This is a genomic window from Bacillus sp. ISL-78, assembly GCF_018613455.1.
GTDB lineage: Bacteria > Bacillota > Bacilli > Bacillales > DSM-1321 > Peribacillus > Peribacillus frigoritolerans.
The window spans coordinates 531,757-555,130 of record NZ_JAGGQC010000003.1 but is presented as its reverse complement, the minus strand read 5'-3'; the positions used below and the strand labels follow the sequence as shown (position 1 = coordinate 555,130).

General features: G+C 40.8%; 20 protein-coding genes. 9 read left to right on the top strand and 11 right to left on the bottom strand.

What is annotated here, in order from left to right; translation table 11 throughout:
• Positions 1 to 13: 13 nt before the first annotated feature.
• Complete coding sequence (locus tag J7I96_RS05145; protein WP_133349200.1) at positions 14 to 799, top strand: glucose 1-dehydrogenase; 786 nt, start codon at positions 14 to 16, stop codon at positions 797 to 799.
• 78 nt (positions 800 to 877) lie between these two features.
• Here J7I96_RS05145 and J7I96_RS05140 read toward each other — a convergent pair whose 3' ends face one another.
• Together J7I96_RS05140 and J7I96_RS05135 are read right to left on the bottom strand one after the other, a co-directional pair.
• A complete protein-coding gene (locus tag J7I96_RS05140; protein WP_072272465.1) occupies positions 878 to 1,423 on the bottom strand; it encodes an NADPH-dependent FMN reductase in 546 nt (181 codons plus the stop codon).
• A gap of 106 nt (positions 1,424 to 1,529) precedes the next feature.
• A complete protein-coding gene (locus J7I96_RS05135) occupies positions 1,530 to 2,498 on the bottom strand; it encodes a bile acid:sodium symporter family protein (protein WP_214769984.1) in 969 nt (322 codons plus the stop codon).
• A 298-nt stretch (positions 2,499 to 2,796) separates the two neighbouring features.
• Between J7I96_RS05135 and J7I96_RS05130 the strand changes: the two genes are divergently transcribed.
• From J7I96_RS05130 to cobT, 4 genes are all read left to right on the top strand, one after another.
• Complete coding sequence (locus J7I96_RS05130; RefSeq protein WP_053533915.1) at positions 2,797 to 3,213, top strand: RrF2 family transcriptional regulator; 417 nt, start codon at positions 2,797 to 2,799, stop codon at positions 3,211 to 3,213.
• 114 nt (positions 3,214 to 3,327) lie between these two features.
• Positions 3,328 to 4,035 (top strand): nitroreductase family protein, encoded by a 708-nt coding sequence (locus J7I96_RS05125; RefSeq protein WP_214769982.1) that lies wholly within the window; start codon positions 3,328 to 3,330, stop codon positions 4,033 to 4,035.
• 251 nt (positions 4,036 to 4,286) lie between these two features.
• A complete protein-coding gene (gene lepB, locus J7I96_RS05120; RefSeq protein ID WP_053533917.1) occupies positions 4,287 to 4,832 on the top strand; it encodes a signal peptidase I in 546 nt (181 codons plus the stop codon).
• Positions 4,833 to 4,961: 129 nt separating this feature from the next.
• On the top strand, positions 4,962 to 6,008 hold the full coding sequence (cobT, locus tag J7I96_RS05115; RefSeq protein WP_214925456.1) for a nicotinate-nucleotide--dimethylbenzimidazole phosphoribosyltransferase: 1,047 nt from the start codon (positions 4,962 to 4,964) through the stop codon (positions 6,006 to 6,008).
• Between the two features lie 85 nt (positions 6,009 to 6,093).
• On the opposite strand, the gene J7I96_RS05110 is transcribed toward cobT, so the two are convergent.
• Positions 6,094 to 7,497, bottom strand: coding sequence for a sigma-54 interaction domain-containing protein (locus tag J7I96_RS05110; RefSeq protein WP_214769976.1), 1,404 nt, complete (start codon positions 7,495 to 7,497; stop codon positions 6,094 to 6,096).
• Between the two features lie 266 nt (positions 7,498 to 7,763).
• Here J7I96_RS05110 and J7I96_RS05105 point away from each other — a divergent pair, with 266 nt between their 5' ends.
• Together J7I96_RS05105 and J7I96_RS05100 are read left to right on the top strand one after the other, a co-directional pair.
• Positions 7,764 to 9,437, top strand: coding sequence for an alpha-keto acid decarboxylase family protein (locus tag J7I96_RS05105; protein ID WP_251025131.1), 1,674 nt, complete (start codon positions 7,764 to 7,766; stop codon positions 9,435 to 9,437).
• An 885-nt stretch (positions 9,438 to 10,322) separates the two neighbouring features.
• A complete protein-coding gene (locus J7I96_RS05100; protein ID WP_214925459.1) occupies positions 10,323 to 10,472 on the top strand; it encodes a hypothetical protein in 150 nt (49 codons plus the stop codon).
• A gap of 738 nt (positions 10,473 to 11,210) precedes the next feature.
• On the opposite strand, the gene J7I96_RS05095 is transcribed toward J7I96_RS05100, so the two are convergent.
• The 5 genes from J7I96_RS05095 to J7I96_RS05075 form a co-directional block, all read right to left on the bottom strand.
• Positions 11,211 to 12,383 carry a C40 family peptidase gene (locus tag J7I96_RS05095; protein ID WP_214925466.1) on the bottom strand — a complete coding sequence of 391 codons (1,173 nt, stop codon included), beginning with the start codon at positions 12,381 to 12,383 and terminating at the stop codon, positions 11,211 to 11,213.
• A gap of 286 nt (positions 12,384 to 12,669) precedes the next feature.
• Positions 12,670 to 13,506 carry a TIGR03943 family putative permease subunit gene (locus J7I96_RS05090; RefSeq protein WP_214769968.1) on the bottom strand — a complete coding sequence of 279 codons (837 nt, stop codon included), beginning with the start codon at positions 13,504 to 13,506 and terminating at the stop codon, positions 12,670 to 12,672.
• A gap of 14 nt (positions 13,507 to 13,520) precedes the next feature.
• The gene (locus tag J7I96_RS05085) at positions 13,521 to 14,408 is read right to left on the bottom strand and encodes a permease (protein ID WP_396020054.1); all 888 of its coding nucleotides are present in this window, start codon (positions 14,406 to 14,408) and stop codon (positions 13,521 to 13,523) included.
• Between the two features lie 355 nt (positions 14,409 to 14,763).
• Entirely contained in the window at positions 14,764 to 15,387 is a 624-nt protein-coding gene (locus J7I96_RS05080; RefSeq protein ID WP_214925469.1) for a DNA-3-methyladenine glycosylase, read from the bottom strand.
• A gap of 115 nt (positions 15,388 to 15,502) precedes the next feature.
• Positions 15,503 to 17,068, bottom strand: a complete 1,566-nt coding sequence (locus J7I96_RS05075) for an MDR family MFS transporter (RefSeq protein WP_214769962.1) — start codon at positions 17,066 to 17,068, stop codon at positions 15,503 to 15,505.
• A 285-nt stretch (positions 17,069 to 17,353) separates the two neighbouring features.
• Here J7I96_RS05075 and proC point away from each other — a divergent pair, with 285 nt between their 5' ends.
• Positions 17,354 to 18,160: a pyrroline-5-carboxylate reductase gene (proC, locus tag J7I96_RS05070; RefSeq protein WP_214769959.1), complete on the top strand. Its 807-nt coding sequence runs from the start codon at positions 17,354 to 17,356 to the stop codon at positions 18,158 to 18,160.
• An 81-nt stretch (positions 18,161 to 18,241) separates the two neighbouring features.
• On the top strand, positions 18,242 to 19,609 hold the full coding sequence (locus tag J7I96_RS05065; protein WP_214925474.1) for an FAD-binding oxidoreductase: 1,368 nt from the start codon (positions 18,242 to 18,244) through the stop codon (positions 19,607 to 19,609).
• A 257-nt stretch (positions 19,610 to 19,866) separates the two neighbouring features.
• Here the strand turns inward: J7I96_RS05065 and ald are convergent, their stop codons facing one another.
• From ald to J7I96_RS05050, 3 genes are all read right to left on the bottom strand, one after another.
• Complete coding sequence (gene ald, locus J7I96_RS05060; protein WP_053533925.1) at positions 19,867 to 21,000, bottom strand: alanine dehydrogenase; 1,134 nt, start codon at positions 20,998 to 21,000, stop codon at positions 19,867 to 19,869.
• Between the two features lie 171 nt (positions 21,001 to 21,171).
• A complete protein-coding gene (locus tag J7I96_RS05055) occupies positions 21,172 to 21,993 on the bottom strand; it encodes an EcsC family protein (RefSeq protein ID WP_214769953.1) in 822 nt (273 codons plus the stop codon).
• Positions 21,994 to 22,045: 52 nt separating this feature from the next.
• Positions 22,046 to 23,302 (bottom strand): PucR family transcriptional regulator, encoded by a 1,257-nt coding sequence (locus J7I96_RS05050; RefSeq protein ID WP_214769951.1) that lies wholly within the window; start codon positions 23,300 to 23,302, stop codon positions 22,046 to 22,048.
• Positions 23,303 to 23,374: the final 72 nt, after the last annotated feature.

Here is a 23,374-nt window from a genome sequence, read left to right as displayed (position 1 = left end):
GGAGGGTGATTACATGTATACAGATTTAGAAGGTAAGGTCGTGGTCATAACTGGATCATCCACTGGTTTAGGAAAAGCGATGGCCATTCGCTTTGCTAAGGAAAAGGCAAAGGTCGTGGTCAATTATCGCACTAAATCAGAGGAAGCGGATAGTGTAATGGAAGAAATCAAAACAAATGGCGGGGAAGCCATTGCAGTAAAAGGCGATGTCACCGTTGAAGAAGATGTTATTAACCTTGTTCAATCAGCGATAAAGAATTTTGGGAAACTCGATATATTCATCAATAATGCAGGGATTGAAAATCCGGTTCCATCTCACGAGATGCCGTTAAGCGACTGGAATAGGGTAATCGATACTAATTTAACGGGGAATTTCTTAGGTTGCCGCGAAGCTATCAAGTATTTTGTCGAGAACGATATTAAAGGGAATGTAATTAACATGTCCAGTGTACATGAGATGATTCCCTGGCCTTTATTCGTTCACTATGCAGCTAGCAAGGGCGGGGTGAAGCTGCTTACGGAAACCCTGGCTCTTGAATATGCACCAAAAGGGATCCGCGTGAACAGCATTGGTCCCGGAGCCATCTCCACCCCAATAAATGCCGACAAGCTTGAAGATCCCGAAAAGAAAAAGGATCTTGAAAGCATGATTCCGATGGGATATATCGGAAAGCCTGAAGAAATTGCCGCGGTTGCTGCATGGCTGGCATCTTCAGAGTCCAGTTATGTAACGGGCATCACTCTATTCGCTGACGGAGGAATGACAAAATACCCTTCATTCCAAGCGGGTAGAGGATGAGCTTGATTAGTTCCTCTATTTTGATGTAACCAAGAATCCCAGCAGGATCAAAGCCTGCTGGGATTCTTGTGTAAAGCATTAACGAGTATGATGATTATACCAGCTAATGAAATTATCGACGACCGTATCGATAAACTGGACAGTCGACTCATGAATAAGGCTGCCTTCGTTATCGATTTTGTCATGCACTGCACCGACATATACTTCATTCCCAGGAAGGAGTGGGGAGGAGATGCCTATTGCAAATAAGATTTCACGCAAATGCAATTGAGCTTTTACCGTCCCTAATTGCCCCATTGACGCACCCATGATCCATGATGGTTTGCCGATCAAGACTTTATCGACACGTGATAACCAATCAATTGCATTGCCCAATACACCTGGAATCGTCCCGTTGTATTCAGGTGTTACCCACAAGACTGCATCTGCTTCGGCCACTTTGCTTTTAAATTCTTTTACAACCAATGGAGGATCATTTTCAATATCTTGATCATAAAAAGGTAAATCCCGAATGTTCAATATTTCGAGATCAAAACGATCTTGATATCTAGTTTGAATATATTTGGCAAGCTTAAGGTTGTATGACTCTTTACGGATACTTCCCACTATGGCAACAACTTTCATCTCCGATACCCCCAATGATTTTATTATGGATAATCATGTAAATGTGTTCACTTACCTATTATAATTGGAATGTAATTGAAAGGGAAAAAGAATGCTTGGGAAATAATCATTCGATGGATGGCCCTTCAATCAAACCACGACGAAAATGCTTATCCAAGACATAGCCAAAAAACGAGGCAAGCATTTGTTGAAACAGCATGCCAAGTACGACGGGTACCGCAACGGCAGCAGGGAAATAGGTGGTTGCTAGAACGGCTCCTGCACTGATGTTTCGCATACCTCCTGTAAATGTCAAGGTGATGATATCCGCCTTTTCCCATCGTAAATATGCACCGACCATCCAAGAAAGGGCATAACCTGAAGCGGCTATGAACAAAACCAAGAAGGCCATGATCATTATTTTCTTATCGAAATGGGTTAAGTAAGGCGCAATTTTTGAACTGTTCAATATGACTACGATTCCAACGCTTATCTTGGAGAATGGAGCTAATCGGGGAGATAGTGTATTTTGTATCTTTCCTTTTGTAGCCTGATTCAAGAACATGGCAAGCATGGAGGGAAGAACGACCATTCCGATTAATCCTTTCACTATCGACCATAAATCCATTTCGATCGAACCGCCTCCAAAAAGGGAAACACTGTAAGGAACGATGAATGGCGAAAGTAGGGTGTCGATTAAGATGATGGTTAGGGCAAGTATGGAATTACCATTATAAATGGATACCCAAATCATACTGGTGACACCGGTTGGAATCACTACAGCGAGGACTAGGCCGGTAATTGTGAAAGCATCACCATGAAACACTAAATGGCCGAGACCAAAAGCCCAAATAGGCATAAGCATATGAAGGATGATCAATACGATGAAAACAGGGAAAGGGTGAGTGACTGCCTGTTGCAGGGATTTAAAGTTAGAGCCTAAACTTCCGGAAAATGTAATGAAGGCAAATATCCATGGAACAAGAAAGGTGTAAGCCGTTATATGTTCGGACAATAATACCCCAATAACCACGCTTATCGGCGTGATGAGAGGCATGACTTTATCGAGTTGTTCATTTATTGTTTTCAGCATCATTCATCCACTTCCTCATCCATTCTATTAAGTAAGTTTACCATATTCCAAAACAAATAATTTGTAAGACAATAACTTTGTCAATTTATTTTTTAGGAAATGGTGAAATGCATTTAATGTAAGACTATATAAAATAGGCCAAGTGGGGCTGTTGGTTTCTATTACTTTCACTGCTTTGAAACAAAAGGGCTGCAAGCTTTCCCTGATTGATGGTATTAGGAGGTTTATAGGCAGGATTGTTCGATGCAGCGGTGTATATTCAATGAAAAATAGTTTAAAGTAGAGGAGAGAGGTGAAAGAAATGTCAGAAAAGGTTTCCAGTATAATGTGGTTTAGTCTTGCGGTACAAGCCCTGCTTGTTCTTGCTGATCATGATGGATTATGCAATAGTAATAAATTGGCCGTTAAGCTTGATTCGGAGTCAGGTTTTCTTAGAAAAATATTAAGTAATTTAGTGAAGGCAGGGCTGATTCAAGCAAAGGAAGGAAGAGATGGGGGATATTCACTTGCCAAAAATCCCGAACAAATCATTCTTGCAGATATATACTCTGCAATTAAATCCGAACCTTTTTCAAAAGGCTTTCTTGATGTGAATGATAAAAAATGCTTTCAACCATCTTCCCGCGAAGCTTTATGCGGCTTGAAAAACGAGATGGAGAGCTGGATTATACAAGGCTTGGAGCAGAAGACGATTGCTGATTTACTATCAAAATCTTGATGTGAAAAACGAAACTGCCAGGGTTTCGTTTTTCTTAAACTGTATTTGACATAGGAACAGTATGCGTTATATACTGTTCCTGTAATAATTACAGTTAAATGGAGGTCATTATCAATGACAAAAAATATAATGAATAAAGAAGAGTACCTGAATAAAGCGAAAGAATTGAATGTACCGCTTGAAAAGCCGAAAGTCCTTAATGATACGGATTTCATTACGGTAGCAAAAGAACGGAGATCTGTTCGCCAGTACGATGCTGAATACGTGATGACTGAAGAGGAAATTCGTGAAATCCTGGAGATTGCGACTCAAGCGCCGTCTTCTTCCAACTTACAGCCGTGGAGATTCCTTGTGATTCAAGATAAACAAACCCAACAAGAATTGCTACCCATCGCAAATAACCAACAACAAATCGTCGATGCATCTGCTGTCATTGCCGTTTTAGCCGATATAGAAGGTTACAAAAATGCAGAACGGATTTATGGTGAATTAGTCAATAAAGGGATCATGAAGAATGAAATCAAAGAGCCATATGTCGCCTCTATTCTGCATAATTACGGCAACTTTTCCGCTGAGAAGGCTTTAAGCGTAGCCATGATTGACGGTGGCTTGGTTTCCATGCAAATCATGTTGGCTGCAAAAGCAAAAGGATACGATACAGTCCCAATGGGAGGGTTCGATGAAGCCAAATTTGTGGAAGCGTTCAATGTACCGGGAAACTTCAAACCTGTCATGTTGATTTCCCTTGGAAAAGGAACTAAAGCAGGATTTGAAAAAGTCCGTTTGCCACTCGATACTATATTGACTTGGAATAAATTCTGAGGAACAAACTAAGAAAAAGGATAGCTAAAATCGCTATCCTTTTTCTCATGGTTTGAGATTGGCTCTGAAAAATCATTTATTCTCGCGAGCGATAAATGAATGTGTTACAATTTTTCCAGATATTTCTTTGAAATGTCTCCTCTAAAAATCACCGACCGGCAAATTAAGCTAATGAATTTTTTTGGCCTGCTAGCCAAAATACAGCAATTATCGTGGGTTTAGCCGTTGACAATGGATGGGAGGGAGTCCGTATGAAGAATATGAAAAGTGAAGTGTTCTCGTGGTTGAAAGCTATCTTATTCGCTTTAATGATCGTGTTCATTTGCCAACAGTTTTTATTTACGCCAGTCACGGTAAAAGGTGAATCAATGGAGCCGACTTATGAAAATGATGACCGGATCGTGGTTGCTAAAATCGGAAAGCCGGAGCGCTTCGATATGGTCGTATTTTATGCTCCGGACGCGGAAGAGAATTATATAAAAAGGGTGATCGGTTTACCAGGGGACAGCGTCGAAATGAAAGATGATGTCTTATATATCAATGGGAAAAAGTATACAGAACCATATTTGAATACGAAAAAAGGAGAAATTCCACCTGAAGAGAATCTGACGGAGAATTTCACCCTAAGTGATTTACTCGGGAAATCCAAGGTGCCTGTCGGTCATTTATTTGTCATGGGGGATAATCGAAGGAATAGTTGGGATGGAAGAAGATTTGGTTTTATTTCTGAAAAATCACTTGTGGGCAAAGTGAAATTTCGTATCTACCCTTTAAATGAAATGGGAGTGCCGAAGTAAAAGGACCCCGGTGAATTCTAGTGAAAGCCTAGATGATAATGATATGGACTAAGTTATATTTATAGCAGATGATGGATAAGAACCTTTTCCTATGGTTAAGGTTTTTATTTAGGATTGTGGGGGATTAATATGAATAATGGTTTATCTGCCGTTTCCATCCCGATGCTGGATGAAGAAATGGGACGTCAGGTTAAAGGACATGTCGATTCGCTGACGGTGCCTCAGGGAAGCTTAGGACGGCTTGAAGAATGGATAATTGAACTGGCCAAGATGACAGGGGAGGCATTTCCGGACATTTCGAAACCGGGGGTGATCGTCTTTGCAGCCGACCATGGAATTACGGAAGAAGGGGTTTCTGCCTATCCAAAAGAAGTGACGGAACAAATGGCACTTAATTTCCTGAATGACGGTGCTGCCATCAATGTATTAAGCCGTGCGATAGATGCTTACTTGGACATTGTCGATATAGGGATCGATGCAGATATCGAAGCATCGGGGTTAACTTCCAGAAAAGTCCGTAATGGAACTAGAAACTTTTATAAGGAAGAGGCTATGACAAAGGAAGAAGTAAATCAAGCGCTTGACATTGGATATGATCGTGCAGAGAAAATGATTGCCCGTGGTGTGAACTGCCTGATTCTTGGTGAAATGGGAATCGGAAATACGACTTCCAGTACCGCCATCATCTCCATCATAAGCGGGAAAAGCGTCGAATCACTAGTGGGGCAGGGAACAGGATTGAAGTCGGAAGGCATTTTACATAAGCGAAGAATAATTGAAGAAGCGATTTCATTAAGAAATCCTAATCCTGATGATCCAATCAACATTTTGATGAATATCGGTGGATTCGAAATTGCTGGTATGGCAGGGGCCATGCTTGCTGCAGCTAATAACCGTATTCCCATTCTAGTTGATGGTTTCATTACAACCACGGCTGCTGTTTTGGCAAACATGATTTCCGGAAGTGCAGCCGATTATATGTTTGTTGGACATCGATCAGCAGAACCTGGTCATGGAGCGGCCATAGAACTGCTTGGCAAGGAACCGATCCTCGATCTGGGAATGAGAATCGGGGAAGGAACAGGGGCTGCCCTGTCATACCCCATCCTAAAGGCAGCGACATTGGTCATTAAAGAAATGGCAACATTTGAATCCGCTGGCGTGTCAAATAAGTAAGAAAAAGGAGACCTCGATACGCTGGTCTCCTTTTTATACAGGTAAAAAATGGATACTGTATTTAAACATTCTTCCATCCCCCCTGTTATTTAATGGGCAGATGATCTTTATATTTCTTCATTTTCCTGACGACGGAAGGCTGGCTGATACCTAAGAATTTAGCCATTTCATATGTGGACTTGCATTGTTTACTCGCTTTCATCAACATCCATTTTTCGACTTGTTCGAGGGCGGTATTGAGATCACTATCATCAACCATCATATTGTCGATCATTAGAGTATCATTTATTTTCTCCAAAGATTCTTGTCCATGGAAATGGGAGGGGAGAAAGCCTGGGAAAATGATGGAGTCTTCCGAGGTCAAAATAAGCCGTTCAATCAGGTTTTCCAATTCACGTACGTTTCCTGACCATTTATGCTGAATCAGTATTTCGTAAGTGGAAGGGTGCAATTTCTTATCCGACTTGTATTTCTTATTGATGATTTCGAGATTATGATTGATTAAGATGGCAATGTCTTCTTTTCTTTCGCGTAACGGCGGTATTTGGATGGGAATCACATTTAAGCGATAATACAAATCGAGCCTGAATGTTCCCTTCTCCACCATTTCCTCAAGGTTTTGATTGGTTGCCGTCACAAGCCGGAAATCAATCTTATGCTCTTTTTTTCCTCCCACTCTTTTAAAGGTCTTCTCTTGCAGGACATTTAATAACTTCACTTGCATATCGAGGGGAAGCTCCCCGATTTCATCCAGAAATAAGGTTCCGTTATCTGCCTGTTCGATCAGCCCTTGCTTCCCCTGCTTCTGCGCTCCGGTGAAGGATCCCGCTTCATATCCAAACATTTCGGATTCAAAGAGACTTTCTGGGATGGTACTGCAGTTGACTTCGATGAATGGCTCTTTGCTGCGGTAACTCTGATTGTGCAGCCGGCGGGCGAATACGCTCTTTCCCACACCGGATTCCCCAAGAAGCATGACTGTCGCATCCGTTTTGGAAACACGGTTTATCGTCTTGGCGATTTGCCGCATTTCCTTGCTGCGATAGATCAAATCCTCCTGTTCCCTAAGTTCCTCGACCTCCGATTGGTATTCTTGAATCTTTTTCTCCAATTGACCGTACTGATCCTGGAGGTTCCTGATTTCAGTTTGATCTTGGGCATAGCTGACGACTCGAATCAATTCACCATCATCATCAAAGATGGGATAGGCAGTCGACATGACGATTTTTCCCGTCTTCGTTTGCTGCATGATCTGGATAGGCGTTTTCTCTTTCAATACCATGGCGGAAATCGATGGTGAAAGGATTCCTTCCGTTTCGAGCTGGTAAACGGATTTTCCAAGGTAATGTTCTGGTTCGATTCCATATATCCACCAATGGTTAGGATTCGTGAATAAAATGAATCCTTTTTCATCGGTCACGGTAATATTATTATTGGATGTGTTGATGATGCATTCCAAAACTCTTTTGACGTTGTTATCACTCATCATTTTCCCCCTTATCCACTGTGCCGGTGATTCAAATATAAATCAAAAACAGAAGTGAAATCAAGAATTTTCAGATATTTTGATTTGGAATTGAATCGTTTTTTATAAGAATAGTGCCTGGGATAGTCTCACTCACTTCATTCATCAAAGCTAAAACTAGAGTAATAGAGTCGCCACCCACATTAAAGTAGATGGATACTTATACGGTTAACCTACTTATGTTTGGGTATAAATAAAATAGAGAGTAATCTATTGAAGGAGTGATTGACTTGGCTGAAAACACAACCTTGGGACAATATTTATACGACTGCTTAAAAGCAGAAGGCATTACAGAGATTTTTGGTGTGCCCGGAGATTATAATTTCTCATTGCTAGATACTTTGGAAGATTACGATGGGATTGAGTTTATTAATGGACGAAATGAACTCAATGCTGGATACGCAGCAGACGCATATGCCCGGGTGAAGGGCATGTCGGCACTGATTACCACCTTTGGTGTCGGTGAAATGAGCGCATGTAATGCAATCGCTGGAGCGTACAGTGAAAATGTGCCGCTCATCCATATTGTCGGCTCGCCAAAGACCATGATGCAACAGGAAAAGGAGCTTGCCCACCATACGTTAATGAATGGAGATTTTGATGTTTTCCGTAAGGTTTATGAGCATATCACCGCTTATACAGCAATACTTACACCAGAAAACGCAGCTAGGGAGATACCGGCTGCAATCAAAATCGCGAAAGAAAAGAAAAAGCCCGTTTATTTGGTTGTGGCTATCGATCTCGTTGAAAAACCATTGCTTTCTCACAGTAAGACATCAGAAAACATGACAAAAACGAATGTCGATGCTTTGCAGTCAGCAGTGAAGCATATAAAAGGCATGTTAGAACATGTAAATAAAGCCGTTCTGCTGGTCGACGTGAAAACACTTCGTTATAACTTGCAGAAACCCGTACTGCAGCTCGCTGAGAGGTTAAATGTTCCAGTTGCTTCATTGATCCAGGGGAAAAGCGGGTTTGATGAGAGTCATCCCCAGTATATTGGTGTATACGGCGGAGCTTTTGGAAGTAAGGATGTAACTGAGACTGTTGAAGAAGCGGATTTGATCATAGCCGTTGGTGCTGTTTGGTCAGACGTCAATACTTCCAAAAGTACAGCAAAGCTTAACCCGTTGAAAATGGTGGAAATTCAACCTGACACATTAAAAGTGGGGGAAGCCAGTTATATGAATGTCAAGGCGGAGGAAATACTAAATGCGCTCCAGGACATTGGCTACCGTCAGAACGAATCTGTCGGAAACATCTCGTTTCCGTATGACACAATGGTGGAAGACCCGACAGCACCACTGAAAGCGACTTCCTATTATCCTCGAATTCAGCAAATGTTGAAGGAAAATGACATTGTGGTCACGGAAACAGGAACATTCTCTTATGGCATGTCACAGGTCAGATTGCCGAAAGGGGCGACCTATATAGCCCAGGGAGGCTGGCAAAGCATTGGTTATGCGACACCTGCAGCTTTCGGTGCTTGTATAGCGGATAGAAACCGGCGTGTTCTTTTGTTTACCGGGGACGGATCGATACAGCTGACAGCACAGGAAATAAGCTCGATGCTGGAGAACGGCTGTAAGCCCATCGTGTTTATTCTCAACAATAACGGCTATACGATAGAAAAATTCTTAAACGTAAAGGTCGATATAGAAAAACAGAAATACAACGAGATACCAGAGTGGAATTATACAAAACTGGCTGAAGCATTTGGTCAGGAGGCATTCACAGCAAGAGTCGAGACGAATGGTGAACTGGATGAAGCCATTACAAATGCCCAAGATATGAACGCCGATAAACTTTGCCTTATAGAACTGGTCGTGAAAGATCAAATGGATGCACCGGATTATTTGAAAAAAATAAGGCAGTACCTTGAAGAGCAAGAGAAACTAAAGTAATTCCAGTTTCGAACCCCTGATTAAACACTAGAATATACTTTAATGTTTTGTTTATGAAACCTCACTAGATTGAAGAATTATGAAATACTCCTGCCGAATAACTTGCTAGCCGAGGCGCCACAGGCGCTTGCCTTGAGGTGACTGGGCAGAAAAACGGCGGAAAAGGGAGCGGATTTCTGTAATCGACTGAAATCAAATTTAAGAAAAACCGTAGTCTAGGCTCATCCCGAACAAAGTTTAAGACGAGGTGATCCTTGAGTTTTTTTACATTAATTCTTAAAGGATGGAAGAAATTTGCGACACTCCTGCCGAGTAACTGGCTAGTCGAGACCCGGAGACGTTTACGTCGAGGAGGCTTGGCAGACAGTCGGCGGAAAGGGAGCGGATTTCTGGAATAGACTGGAACGTTTTTGAAAAGCTCAGGCAAACTTACTCTTAGTATACTTTCTGAAAAGGTCTTCTGTGATGAAGGCCTTTTTTTGTTGGAAATGTAGATAATGTACTTACTTATATCTGCACGGCCCGATCAAGGACAAGAATGCAAGTTGAAAAAGTGAACAGGATATATCCAGAATGACAAAACCAATATTGGTAACGGTCATTTCAAAATTGAAACCAAGAATTTTTAAATTAAAAGTATTATGAAAATATCATGTAATAGGAAAAATATTTTTCCTTAGTAGAGAAAACCATTCTTTTTCCGGCTAGCAATTTCTGTGAGAAGGAGGTCCATGCGTAAAAATGTATCATTAGGCCGGTTAATAGAGTCTAATAAAGAAAAACTCAACAATAATCAGATGTTCATAGATCTTATAGAAGAAAAAGTCCATAGAAAGCAGGTTGAAATGCGGAAAAGACATCTAACAAAACATGCAGGTGAGGGAAATGTTATTAAGAAAGGCTTGGTTATTACAACAAACGATAACCTATCAAAGAAAAAAGAAGGATGAAATGGGCCAAGGAAAGGAATTATCAAGCTTTGAAGAAGTACGTATCAGTAATCAACTGAATTATGCGATTGTGGAAATGCACTAGTGAAGGTTTAGTTTATTTTGTATGTTTTGCAATACTTTTAAGTGTTTTGAGTATTTTTGATCATAAAATCAATTATAAAAAAGACTTAATACATTAACAAATTAAAAATAAAAACATTTCCAGTTATAAATAAAAAACCACAATTGAATTATTACGCTTTTATGCGATTGGGAGATGTAAAGATTAATGCGTAAGAAATGAGTCAAAAAGATAATGATGTGGGAACATTTGTAGGTAAAGGTGTAAAACGTTTTTTATTTTTTGAGTATTATATCAATTTATTATTGAGAGAGTTTTGGAGCCATTAACCCTACCTCTCGTTTTGCCTCGGGAAAGGTTATTGCTCTGAAGTCACGCCAGTTAATATAAATGATAATTGTTGGATAGGAGCCAGGATACCTCAGAATAAATAGTCACTGAAAGTGTTTCTGCTACAGAGGTAATGCAGCAAAAGTGATGAAAATGTTACTTACTAAAGAGACTAATAGACTTGAAAAAATATATATTTTTGATCCAAAATATGACCGATATCTGAAAATGGAAGGACTCCTTAGGAGATAATCTGAAATGGAAGCTTGTTTTCCTCCATTACAAAGGAAATTGTAATATGGAACCTGCTAGTGCATTTGTATCGCAACACCAGTTGGCGGATATTTCACATTATGATACGCAAAAAAGCGTGTATGAAATTTATCAAACCACGCTTTTTTGCTCTTTATAGTTCACTGTCATCATCATTTAGTTAAGAACTCGGACCGCCTTCACAAAGCTAGGTCCCCAGTAGGAATTGTTAATGTTAGCGTAGGAAACACCTTTAGATGTTGAAGCATTCAGCATTTGACCGTTACCGGCATAAATTCCTACATGATTGATTACTCCATCATTATTGGTATCGAAAAATACTAAATCCCCTTTTTGCAGGGCTTTCGATGATACGGCTGTACCAACGTGTGATTGTGCCACTGAATTTCGAGGCAAGGAAATACCTGCACTTTGGAATGCCCTTAATGTGAAAGAAGAGCAATCAAATACGTCAGTGCGTGAAGTGCTCGCACCGTAAACATACTTGGCTCCCATGTATTTAGCGCCAGCTGCCAAAACTTGATCTGCTTTGGTGGATTTGGACGGTTTATTACTTGCAGATCCCGAGGCCTTCCCTGAAACCCGGATGGTTTGGCCGATACGAATACGATCTGAATTAGAAATATTTGGGTTTATTTTAAGTAAGGCACTAAGGGAAAGGTTATATCTTTTAGCGATTGTTGATAAGGAATCCCCTAATTTAACGACATACACGTCTGTTGTATTTTTACTTTTATCCGGATTGCTGGTATTGGCATTAACCTTCAAGACCTGGCCGGGAAAAATGAGAGTGCTAGTCAAATGGTTTATAGACTTTAATTGTTGTAGAGTCATATTATTGACTCTGGCAATTTTGCCCAGTGTATCCCCGGATTTGACTTTATATGTAGCATTTGAACCGTTTTTAGCCGTAGAGCTCGATCCAGAGGCTTGTCCGGAAACCCGGATGGTTTGGCCAATATATATCCGGTCGGAATTAGAAATATTAGGGTTTAATTTAAGCAGGGCACTAACGGATACATTATATTTTTTGGCAATTTTAGATAAAGAATCCCCAAGTTTAACCACATATTTTTCGGTTTTATCTTTATTTTTAACTGAACTGTTGTTTAGAGTATTAAATTTCAAGACTTGGCCGGGAAAAATGAGGTTACTAGTCAAATGGTTTTGAGATTTTAAGTGCTGGACAGTTGTATTATTGGCTTTAGAAATTTTATCTAGGGTGTCCCCTGATTTAACTTGATAAGAACCAGCATAAGCAGAAGTGCCGGCGATTAGGGTACCTATAATGGTCCCCGCAAGAATGAAAGAGTTTTTAGAATTGTTCATTTAGGAAAGTTCCTCCTGATGTGGTAAAAAAATATCTAGCATTTATATTATAAAGGTATGGAATATAAAAAACATGGCCCATATAAATAAAAATCAACTTTTTCGTCATTTTTCGGGTAATCTTGCTACAGGGAAATGGGGATTTATGGGATTTAGGTGGAGTGTAAGAGGGCCATACTGTAATTTCGCATAAATGGATAAAAAGAGATTTCATAAAAATGGAGGTTTTAGGTGATTAAAAAGAAAGGTAAGGATGGCATATCCTTACCTTTGCATGATTCATTTTTTAATATTGTCTATAAACATAGGGATCATCCGGCTCAGCGATTTTACTATGTGATGATACTTTGAGCAGGGGAATGGTTTTCTTGAATGGCTGATAATAAATGGATTCCAATTCACCTGTCACGGAATACCACTCATCATTTTTAGGATGCATTCCTTCAGGAAATTCGATTAACATACCGAATACCCCAGAGTCAGCGACACAGTGAATGACCCCAAAACGAAACAGGAATACCTGGTTTTTGGCTAGCTCATCTGAATTGTACGAAAATCCGGTTAACGTTATTTGCTTGCCAGTGAACTTTCCAGGAGAGTAATAGATGGCTTCTAAATCGTTTAGATAGTTTTCATCTGTTAATTGGAGACTATCACGATCAACTAAGCCTTTGAGAGAGTTATCCATTAAAGTTAAATAGTCATCCTTGCCATAATAAAGACTCGTATCCGGCTGCAGGAATTGATGCTGGCTATATTCATCCGAGTCTTCATATACAGGGAAATGAAAACCTTTTTTTTCTACAATATTGGAGTCCATAGTGGCAACAGGCAAAAAAAGACCGGTTAAAATGGGAATGAAGTATAGGAAGTAAGTAAGGTTCCTTTTCCATTTCTTATTTTCCCGGGAGTGATCATGTCCGCACTGACAATCAACACCTTCTTCTTGATTATCTTCCTTAAAATATAAGTAAGATCCCATTAACGTGAATATTGCCAGTATATAGATAGCAATCTGTGAAACATATGAATATTCCATATTAATGTATTTCGATATATTCCCTGAGGCGTGTAAGTGCATGAATAAAAAAGTAAGTCCAAGTAATATGAATAATCTTCCCATATAAAACACCCTCTTTAAGAAATAAACAATAAAGTTAGGCCTAAGACGGAAATAAATATATAGGCCATCAAACATAAAACGAATTTTGTTTTGAAGGTACCTAAAAGCATGATCGTATTTTTAATATCAAACATGGCCCCAAATACAAGAAAAGCAACTAGTGAAGAGGGAGAAAAGGTACTTCTAAAAGAACTTGCAACAAAGGCGTCCGCTTGGGAACACAAGGACATGACATAGGACAAAGCCATCATTACTGCATTCCCTGATAGTTTTCCTTGACCGATTTCAAGCAATAGGGATGTTTTCAAAAAGGTTTGAATGGCAGCCGCCAGCAATGCACCAATGATTAAGTATTTTCCAACAGAAAAGAACTCTTCAATCGAATGTTTGAACATCCCCGTTATTTTGTCTTTAAATGTAAGTTTATGGTGATGTATTTGTATATGTTCGATATGTTCCTGTTTAAGCTGATTTGTCTTAAATTGAAAAGACAGGATGAATGCAATGATCAAGACGACCGCGAATGCAATTCCGCCACGATAGAAAACCATGCTCCAGCTATTGCCAAACGCTATATAGGTGGAAAACAGGACGATCGGATTGAGAATGGGTGCAGAAAGCATAAAGGCAATGGCCGCTGAAAGAGGAACCCCTTTAGCGATCAAACGGCGGGTGATCGGGACGATCCCGCACTCGCAGGCAAGAAAAAAGACTCCTGCACCTATTGCGGATAGAACAGATAAGATCGGATTTTTCGGAATGATTTTTGCAATCATCTCTTCCGACACAAAAATTTGGATGATTCCAGATATAAGGACTCCCAGTAAAATGAAGGGAAGGGATTCAATTAGGATACTAATAAAAATTGTATTCATTTGCAAAAGGGCCTGAACGTTCATCATAAACCACCTTCCATATTGCTGACTTAACTATATTAGGTTCGTAATAGAAGGAAGTCAATTTATTATTACTGGGGAAATAGGCTGGAAGATGAATGGGTAAGGAAATTATGGAAATTGAATTATGGGATATTGAGGGGACTTGAATAATCTAATGTATAATTCTGGCAGAAATTAAACTTCAATTAAAGTCTTGTTCCTTTTGAGGCTAGGGCTGTCATTAGCTATATTCATCATACGTTCATATACGATACTTGATATGTATTTCGGGATACTTACCGACAAAGCAAAATCCCCTCAAAGTTGTATAACCATCCAGAGTTTATACAGTTCACTTAGAGGGGATAACATCAGGAGACTATTTTGGTCCCCTTTTTTTAATTAAGTTCTTACGGGATATAAATGGATTGTCGGTAACCCAGAAACGCCAAGGGTAATCCTTTGCTTCCCCGGAGTTGTCGATTCCGACGCGGGGGCCGCTGGATATGTGGCCAGGCCTTTTTCCTGCAGCCAGATAAAGCGGGGGATCGGTAAAAGATCGGCCATAATCATCCATGGTGATGCCTAGTGCCTTTGTTAGCTTCCCTGGTCCATCGGTCCATTTACGAATATCGGCAATTCCGCGTCTTTCATGCATTAACTCGAGCCCTGAATACGGTTCAATCGCACGAATTAAAATGGCTTCCGGATTTTCAGGTCCGCCGCTTACGACATTGACCAGTGTATGTGTGTGCATGACGTATGTATAGATCAAACCGGAATTTCCGAACATCACTTCCGTCCGTTTTGTCCGTCTATTTCCAAAACTATGTGCGGCCCTGTCCCCAGGTCCCATGTAGGCCTCTGTTTCAACAATGAATCCAGAAGCGGTTCCTTCCGCTGTTTCTTTTACGATCAGGCAGCCAAGAAGGGATTTCGCCAGTTCAAGCGTGGGCTGCTGATAAAAATCTGCAGGCAAAATTGCATCGTTTATCTTGTCCATAGTATCACCCCATTTAGTCTCATATAGGTAAAATGCCCTTATCAAAGAAAAAGAAACATAGGATTGAAGGGATGAAAAAGGCCGGCTGATTATATCAGCCGGTCCCGAGCTTATTTTAGCCTAATTCTTTTTCCGTTTCTTGATCTCTTTTGATTCGGCCCGAACCCACGGAAAGTGCCACTAATATCCCTGCGGAAACGAAAAAGATACCGGTGATGAAAACACTGGAGAATGCATCGATCCAAGCATTTTCTATCGTTTTAACAAGGACATTGCTGACTTCTGCGGGCATTTTTAGGTTTTCGGGATAAAGCATGATGTTGAATAACGTATCCGTTTTATCGGCTAATGCTTTCAGTGCCTCATGCAATATAGGGTCCTTTTGACTTACGACCGCATCATCCATATTTTGCTGGAGATTATGATTCATGACAGCATTCAAAATCGTGATGCCCATCGTTCCACCTATTGAGCGGAAGAAGGTTGAAGCCGCTGTAACCGACCCTAGCTGCGATTTTGGAAATTCGTTTTGAACGGCAATCATCAATGTCGGCATGACAAGCCCCATACCTATCCCAAGGATGGCCATGAATGAGTACGCAGTGATTATAGTCGTACTGCCGTCCATCATACTCATTAGGAAAAAGCCAAGCGTCGCAAAGGCCATTCCAAAGGTAAGCACGGTACGAAAACGGAATTTCAAAAGTAACCGCCCGCCAATGATGCTGGAAAGAATCATACCGATCATCATCGGAGTCATGGTCGATCCCGCTTTTGTTGGTGAAACTCCCAAAACGCCTTGCATGAACAGCGGGACGAACATGATTGCCCCAAACATGCCAAGGCCAAGCAGGAACCCTAAAATATTCGTGGTGGAAAAAACTCTATTTTTAAAAAGGGATAAATCAAGGATCGGTTCGACCGCTCTTCTTTCAAAAATGATGAATAGGACAATGAAGACAATGGTGCTGCCGAAAATCAAGATAGATTCCAGTGATAACCATTCGAATTTATCACCACCGAAAGTCAAACCAAGCAATAACAGGACAATACCAGGAATCAAAGTGAAGATCCCTAGATAATCAATATTCACTTTCACAGTTTTCCTAATCGCTTCATGTTTCAATCCTGCATAAATCAATATGGCCGATAGTAAGCCCGTCGGTACATTGATCAAAAAGATCCAATGCCAGCTGATATGGTCAACGATCAGGCCGCCCAGAAAAGGGCCGATGACAGAACTTAATCCAAAAAGGGCTCCGAATACACCCTGCCATTTGGCTCTTTGTTCCGCAGAGAATATATCGCCGATGATCGTTTGGGATAAAGGCATGATCATTCCGCCGCCAATTCCCTGCAGACCTCTGTAGATGATCAATTGCTCCATCGAAGTGGCTGTGGCACATAAAAACGAACCGATCGTAAATATGATTGTGCCAAGCAGATAAAGGGAACGCCTGCCATATAAATCAGATAGCTTTCCAACAATGGGTACAACAGTCGTTGAGGCTATTAAATAGGCAGTCGTTACCCATGCAAAGATGGTGAAACCATTCAATGCCCCGATAATTGTCGGCATGGCCGTACCGACGATCGTCTGTTCCAATGAACTGAAAAACATTCCTATGATCAATCCTGTTAAGACAAGCTTGGTATTGACCGCTTTTTTTTCCATTTGCATAGCATTTCTCCATTTCTATAACTGTATTTCTTAATCGTTTATGACTAATAGGTCAAAATTATAAATCTCTAATGACCAATTAGTCAACGTTTTTTTTTGCAAAAGAATTCAATTACTTGACTATAGTGGGTAAAGGTGAATATAAAGATTCATCCATATCACTTTAAGTAATTCGACCAGAAACCACCAAATCCTTCCTGATTAATATCTCCAACGTGTTTCCATTTATCATATCCGATATAATAAAGTGGAACATAGATGAACTTATGATTGGAAGTGTAAGATTTGAATAAAAAAATCGGGTTTATTGGATGCGGCAAAATGGGTGAGGCAATGCTTGAGGGCATGCTGCTTGCAGAGGTCATCTCACCTGAAGGAATCATGGTCAGTACCGCGAGTGCGGAGACCAAAACTAAAATCACCACGAAATATAACGTTAAAGGTACTTTGGATAATAAAGAGGTTGCCGGTTTTGCCGATTTTCTTTTTCTAGGAATCCAACCTGCCATGCATAAGCTAGTGCTTGAAGAAGTGAAGAATCACGTTAAAGAAGACGCCGTTATCATTACTATGGCAGCTGGAATCACTGTATCTCTAGTTGAGAACAGCTTCGAAAAAAGAGTGAAGGTTGTCCGGACGATGCCAAACACTCCTTCGCTTGTCGGCGAGGGCATGACTGCCATGTGCATCAATGATGAAATTACCGAAGCTGATATTGAGAATGTGACTGCACTGCTGAATAGTTTCGGTAAAACGGAAATCCTGCATGAAGATTTGATGGACGCAGTACCGGCCATCAGCGGTTCGTCACCTGCTTATGTTTATATGTTCATCGAGGCGCTGGCTGATGGAGGGGTCCGTGATGGCATTCCACGAAAACAAGCATACCGAATGGCAGCACAAGCTGTAATGGGAGCTGCTAAAATGGTACTGGAAACGGAAAGACATCCTGCTGCTTTAAAGGATGATGTCTGCACCCCAGGCGGGTCAACGATATCTGCGGTTGCGGCTTTAGAAGAGAATCAGCTAAGATCCAGCATTCTGCAAGCAATGAAGGCCTGCACGGATAAAACGAAAGGTTTCAGTAAATGAAGAAAGGTGGATTGCCTATTAGGGCAATCTCATTCGTGGAATATTTTCGGAATGTTTGGAGAAAAGGGGGGGGCTGTAATAATGAAAGGTTATATAGAAGAATTAAGGAAGATACTTTCGGAAGAACAAGTAACGGTGAATGAAACTTTATTGGAACAGCACAGCCATGATGAATCATATCACACCCCGCATTTACCCGATATGATCATATATCCAAGGGATACAGCAGAAGTAAGTGCAGTCATGCGTTATGCGAATGAGCATGAAATACCAGTCATTCCTTTTGGGTTAGGATCAAGTTTGGAGGGGCATGTCGTTCCAGTCAAAGGTGGTATTTCCCTGGATTTGTCCTTGATGAATCAACTATTGGAAATCAGGGAAAATGATTTCCTTGTTAAGGTCCAGCCGGGTGTGACAAGGACGCAACTCAATAAAGAATTAAAAAAATACGGTTTGTTCTTTTCCGTCGATCCTGGCGCCGATGCTACATTGGGTGGGATGGCAGCTACGAATGCAAGTGGGACGACCTCGGTCAAATATGGGATAATGCGCGATCAAGTCAGGGATCTGGAAGTGGTTTTAGCAAACGGTGAAGTGATTCATACCGGAAGCCTAGCGACAAAATCATCTTCAGGCATTCATTTGAATGGCTTGTTTGTCGGCTCTGAAGGTACGCTGGGTGTATTTACTGAACTGACATTGAAGGTATATGGCATCCCTGAAGTCACAATGGCCGGAAGAGCCTCATTTCCAACCGTCGAACAGGCAGTATCTGCGGTTAATGGGATCATGCTTGCTGGAATCCCGATTGCACGAATTGAATTGGTGGATGCCGAGTCCATAAAAAAAGTTAATCAATTCATGGACAAATCCTATGATGTCCAACCAACTCTATTCCTCGAGTTTCATGGGAATTTTGCCGGACTGGAACAGGATGTCAAATTTGCCAAGGAAATCGTGAGTGATTTTGGCTGTGGAGATATCCAGTTTGAAACCGATTCAAAAGCACGGAACGCCTTATGGGAAGCGCGCCATAATCTCGCGTACGCATTCATTCACAGTGCACCTGGAAAAAAGCTGATGGTGACCGACGTAAGTGTGCCTCTACATGAATTATCGAATGCCATACTGGATACAAGGAAGAAAGTCGAACAATCCAAAGTGGAGGGGGCGATTGTAGGACATGTAGGTGACGGGAATTATCACGTATTGTTCATGATTGATTTAAAAAATCCTGAAGAAGTTAAAGAAGCGAAGAGGTTAAATGAAGAAATCGTCGAATATGCATTAACAAAAGGCGGTACATGTACGGGTGAACATGGGGTAGGACTTGGAAAATCGAAGTATCAGCGAAGGGAGCACGGAGCTGCTTACGAAGTGATGAAAACGATCAAACAGGCTTTGGATCCGAAAGGAATAATGAATCCTGGAAAGATTTTCGTAGATTAAGAGGAATATACTATTTTTGTATGATTAGTAAGAACATCAACCGGGAAAGGGCAGACTTGATCAAGAAGTGGAATATTTTTTAACTATCCTGGAGAAACCGCCCATCCGAGCAGATAATCCAACCCATATGAGGATAATTCGACCCTTGTGCGGAATATCCCGGCCTGATCCAGATAACGTACGAAGAAGCTCAGCTTCATTGAGGCCCTCGTCCAAAAAAATAAGACTCCAGACAAGATACTGGAGTCTTATTTATATTAAGCGTTAATGTTATTCGGGTTTAAGGCGTTTTCAACACTTACGTAATTGTAGCCAAGGTCTGTGGCAACTGCTTCGAACGTGATTTCACCGTTCGCCACATTGACGCCTTTTGCAAGAGCGTCATTTTCAAGGATCGCTTTGATGGCACCTTTATTTGCAATTTGAAGTGCAAATGGGACTGTTACGTTAGTTAAAGCTACTGTAGAAGTTTGAGGCACTGCCCCTGGCATATTCGCCACTGCATAATGAACTACTCCATGTTTAACATAAGTAGGGTTATCATGTGTTGTTATGTGGTCGACCGTTTCAAAGATACCGCCTTGGTCGATTGCAACATCGACAATGACTGAACCTGGAGACATCGATTTAACCATTTCTTCAGTAACGAGCTTAGGAGCTTTAGCACCTGGTATCAATACGGCACCGATTACTAAATCGGCATCTTTGACTGCTTCTGCAATATTATAAGGGTTGGAAATGAGTGTAGTCAGTTCATTTCCGAAAATATCATCAAGCTGACGCAGGCGGTCAGGACTTAAGTCAAGAATGGTAACATCTGCGCCTAAACCAATAGCGATTTTAGCAGCATTCGTTCCAACCATTCCTCCGCCGATTACCGCGACTTTACCGCGTTTAACTCCAGGAACTCCGCTTAAGAGTATTCCTTTACCGCCGTTATTTTTTTCAAGGAACTGAGCACCGATTTGTGCAGCCATGCGGCCTGCAACTTCACTCATTGGTGTCAATAATGGAAGTGTGCGGTTTACTGCAACCGTTTCATAAGCAATGGCCAAGACACCGCTTTCTTTTAGTGCCTGAGCTAGTGCCGGTTCTGCCGCAAGATGTAAATATGTGAAAAGGATTAAATCTTTTCTGAAATATTTATATTCAGATGAGATAGGTTCTTTTACTTTCATGATCATTTCTGTACTTGCCCAAACGCTAGCAGCGTCCTCGACTATAACAGCACCAGCTTCTTGATATGCTTCATTTGTGAAACTGCTTCCTAGACCTGCGTTCATTTCGATTAATACTTCATGTCCTGCATTGACTAATGCCACGACCCCAGCTGGAGTGATAGCTACACGATTTTCATTGTTTTTAATCTCTTTTGGAATGCCTATTCTCATCTTAATCCCTCCAATAATATGTTTTACTATTTGTATCACAAGTATAGTTGGAAAAAGAAACAGTTAGTATGTGGAAATCAGAAAAATGAAAAAGGTGTATTTGTGGAATTCCACAAACGCAGTTTCAAAAACCATGGACTTGCGAGGATCAAGACCTTTGTATAGCTGAAATCAATTCTTTGCAATAGGTTCTTGAATGCGCTCTAAAATCCTTCTTTTCTTGTAAAGCATGATTCCCGTATCGGCGATATCGGCAATCATCGAACGATTTGTAATGGCGCCAAATATTATTCCGGCAACAGGAACCATTTGCAAAAGCTTTTTCCAGCCAAACTGATCGCGGTATGTATAAACGACTTCTTTCCATCCCTGGAGTTCGGATGCTATTTCCCTTTTTGATTGGGAATCAGTCTGGTTCATTTTCGACAATTCATTTAATAGAGCCTTTTTGCCGACAACATCCGATGTTGTAAATTGCAGACATTTGACGATGAATATACGTTCTTGGCGGTCCCTGGGATTGAAGCCATATGTAATGGCAATATCCTGAAGGGTTTTGATGGACATCCCGAGAAGAAGCGGGATGTCGATGGCCAAGGTGAAGATTCCGCCAATCCCGGTAGTGGCACCTTGAACCGTTGCCAATTTGCTGCCTGAAGTTTTAATATCCTGACTCACGCTATCCATGATTTGGAGGGGAATGCTTGAAACATCTTCCAAATCATTAATATTCAACTCGGGAACCTTGGCTTGCAGCTGACTTAGAATATGGGCTTCTTTCGTTAAATATTTTCCGCCATTCTGAATATAGCTGCCGATTTCATCAATCATGACACCCAATTTTTTTTGAATGAAGTCCGGTGTCAACTTATCCAATAGCTTGAAGGGGATGCGCCCAATCCGTTCCCAAAACCATAGTCCTTTCTGATCTTTCTCCCATTTTTCAATGATTGTTAATTCTTTTTCAAGTTCTTCTTTTGTTTCTAATTTCATATGATCAACCTTTCCACACTTCTTTTAGTATTCCATATCTGGGAATATATCATTAATTTTTTTTGGAAAATTCATCATATTGATTAAGTTTAATGTTAAGAAAGAGGGACATTTTTTGAATTGGGTCTTTTAATCGAATATTTCCCACTTCAGAGATTCTTTTTAATCGGTAATTCAATGTATTTACATGGATATGAAGATTTTTTGAAGCTTCATTTGGGTTGCAGTCTTTCTCTAGATAGACGGTGAGTGTTTGCAGCAATTCCGTCTGGTTCTTCATATCGTATGCTTTAAGTTTAAGGATGGAAGGATGAACACGGCGCTGTTTGTTGCTCGCGAGTGATTCAATCATTTGAAACATGCCAAGTTCTTCATAATGTAAAATGAGTGCCATGTCATCAGGGAATATATTCTTCATTTTTAGGGTGTATAGAGCTTCTTCGTAACTTGATTTAACATCCATTAAGTTCTTATACATATTGCCAGCCGTTCCAAGGATGTGCTCAACACCGAAACGCCGTTTCATCTCCAGAATGAAAAAAGGAATGAACTCATAAATCGATGAAGTGAAAGAAGGGCTGTTTTCCTGGTTGGCTCCCGCGAAAAGAATGAGCTTGTTATGGTCAATGGCAAATAAGGAACTGTTTATCTTTTGAGTGGTCGTTAACATGTATGAAATGTAGCGCTCCACTTCGCGATTGATCTCTTTAGGAAATTCGAATACCAATATGGAAAAAACCACTGGAACATGGATTGAGAATTTCTTGTAATTTTCAATTATTTCCGATTCTTCTTGGTAGTGCCCGGTCAACATGCGCCAAAGGAACTCTTGGTGACCTGCTTCTTTCCTTTTCTTTTTCAATTGCAATTGCTGTAACTGGTTCTTTGCCTCCTTGGCAGCGAATTGCAGAAATTTCATATCTTCTTCGGTGAAAGGGTCATTTACTTCCAAGGCCCAAATGAATCCAAGTACTTCATTATTTTTCCGGATGGAAACCGCAACCCTGTTACCCAGACCGACATCATTGATGGCCCCGATTTTAATGGGGACATCTTCTTTCAATAACGCAGGGATGAAGCCATCTTTCCATAAACTGTTAATGACCTTTTCAGGGACACGTCTTCCGATTATGGTCATGATACGGGCCTGATCCGTAGTATCATCGTGAGTGCTATAAGCAAGTAAGCGGTGGTTACCATCCTCGATTGTAATGGGGCAACCTAAAACAGAACTGATTCTATCGGCAAACTCCATCATATCTCCATAAAGGTCTTTAAAAATATCTCTATTTTTTTCGAATTCCTTCATTCTTATTTTGCCCCTCGCTAAAAAAATTCCTTCTCCTTGAATTTTAAACGATTTCCTATTGATAAGCATAGA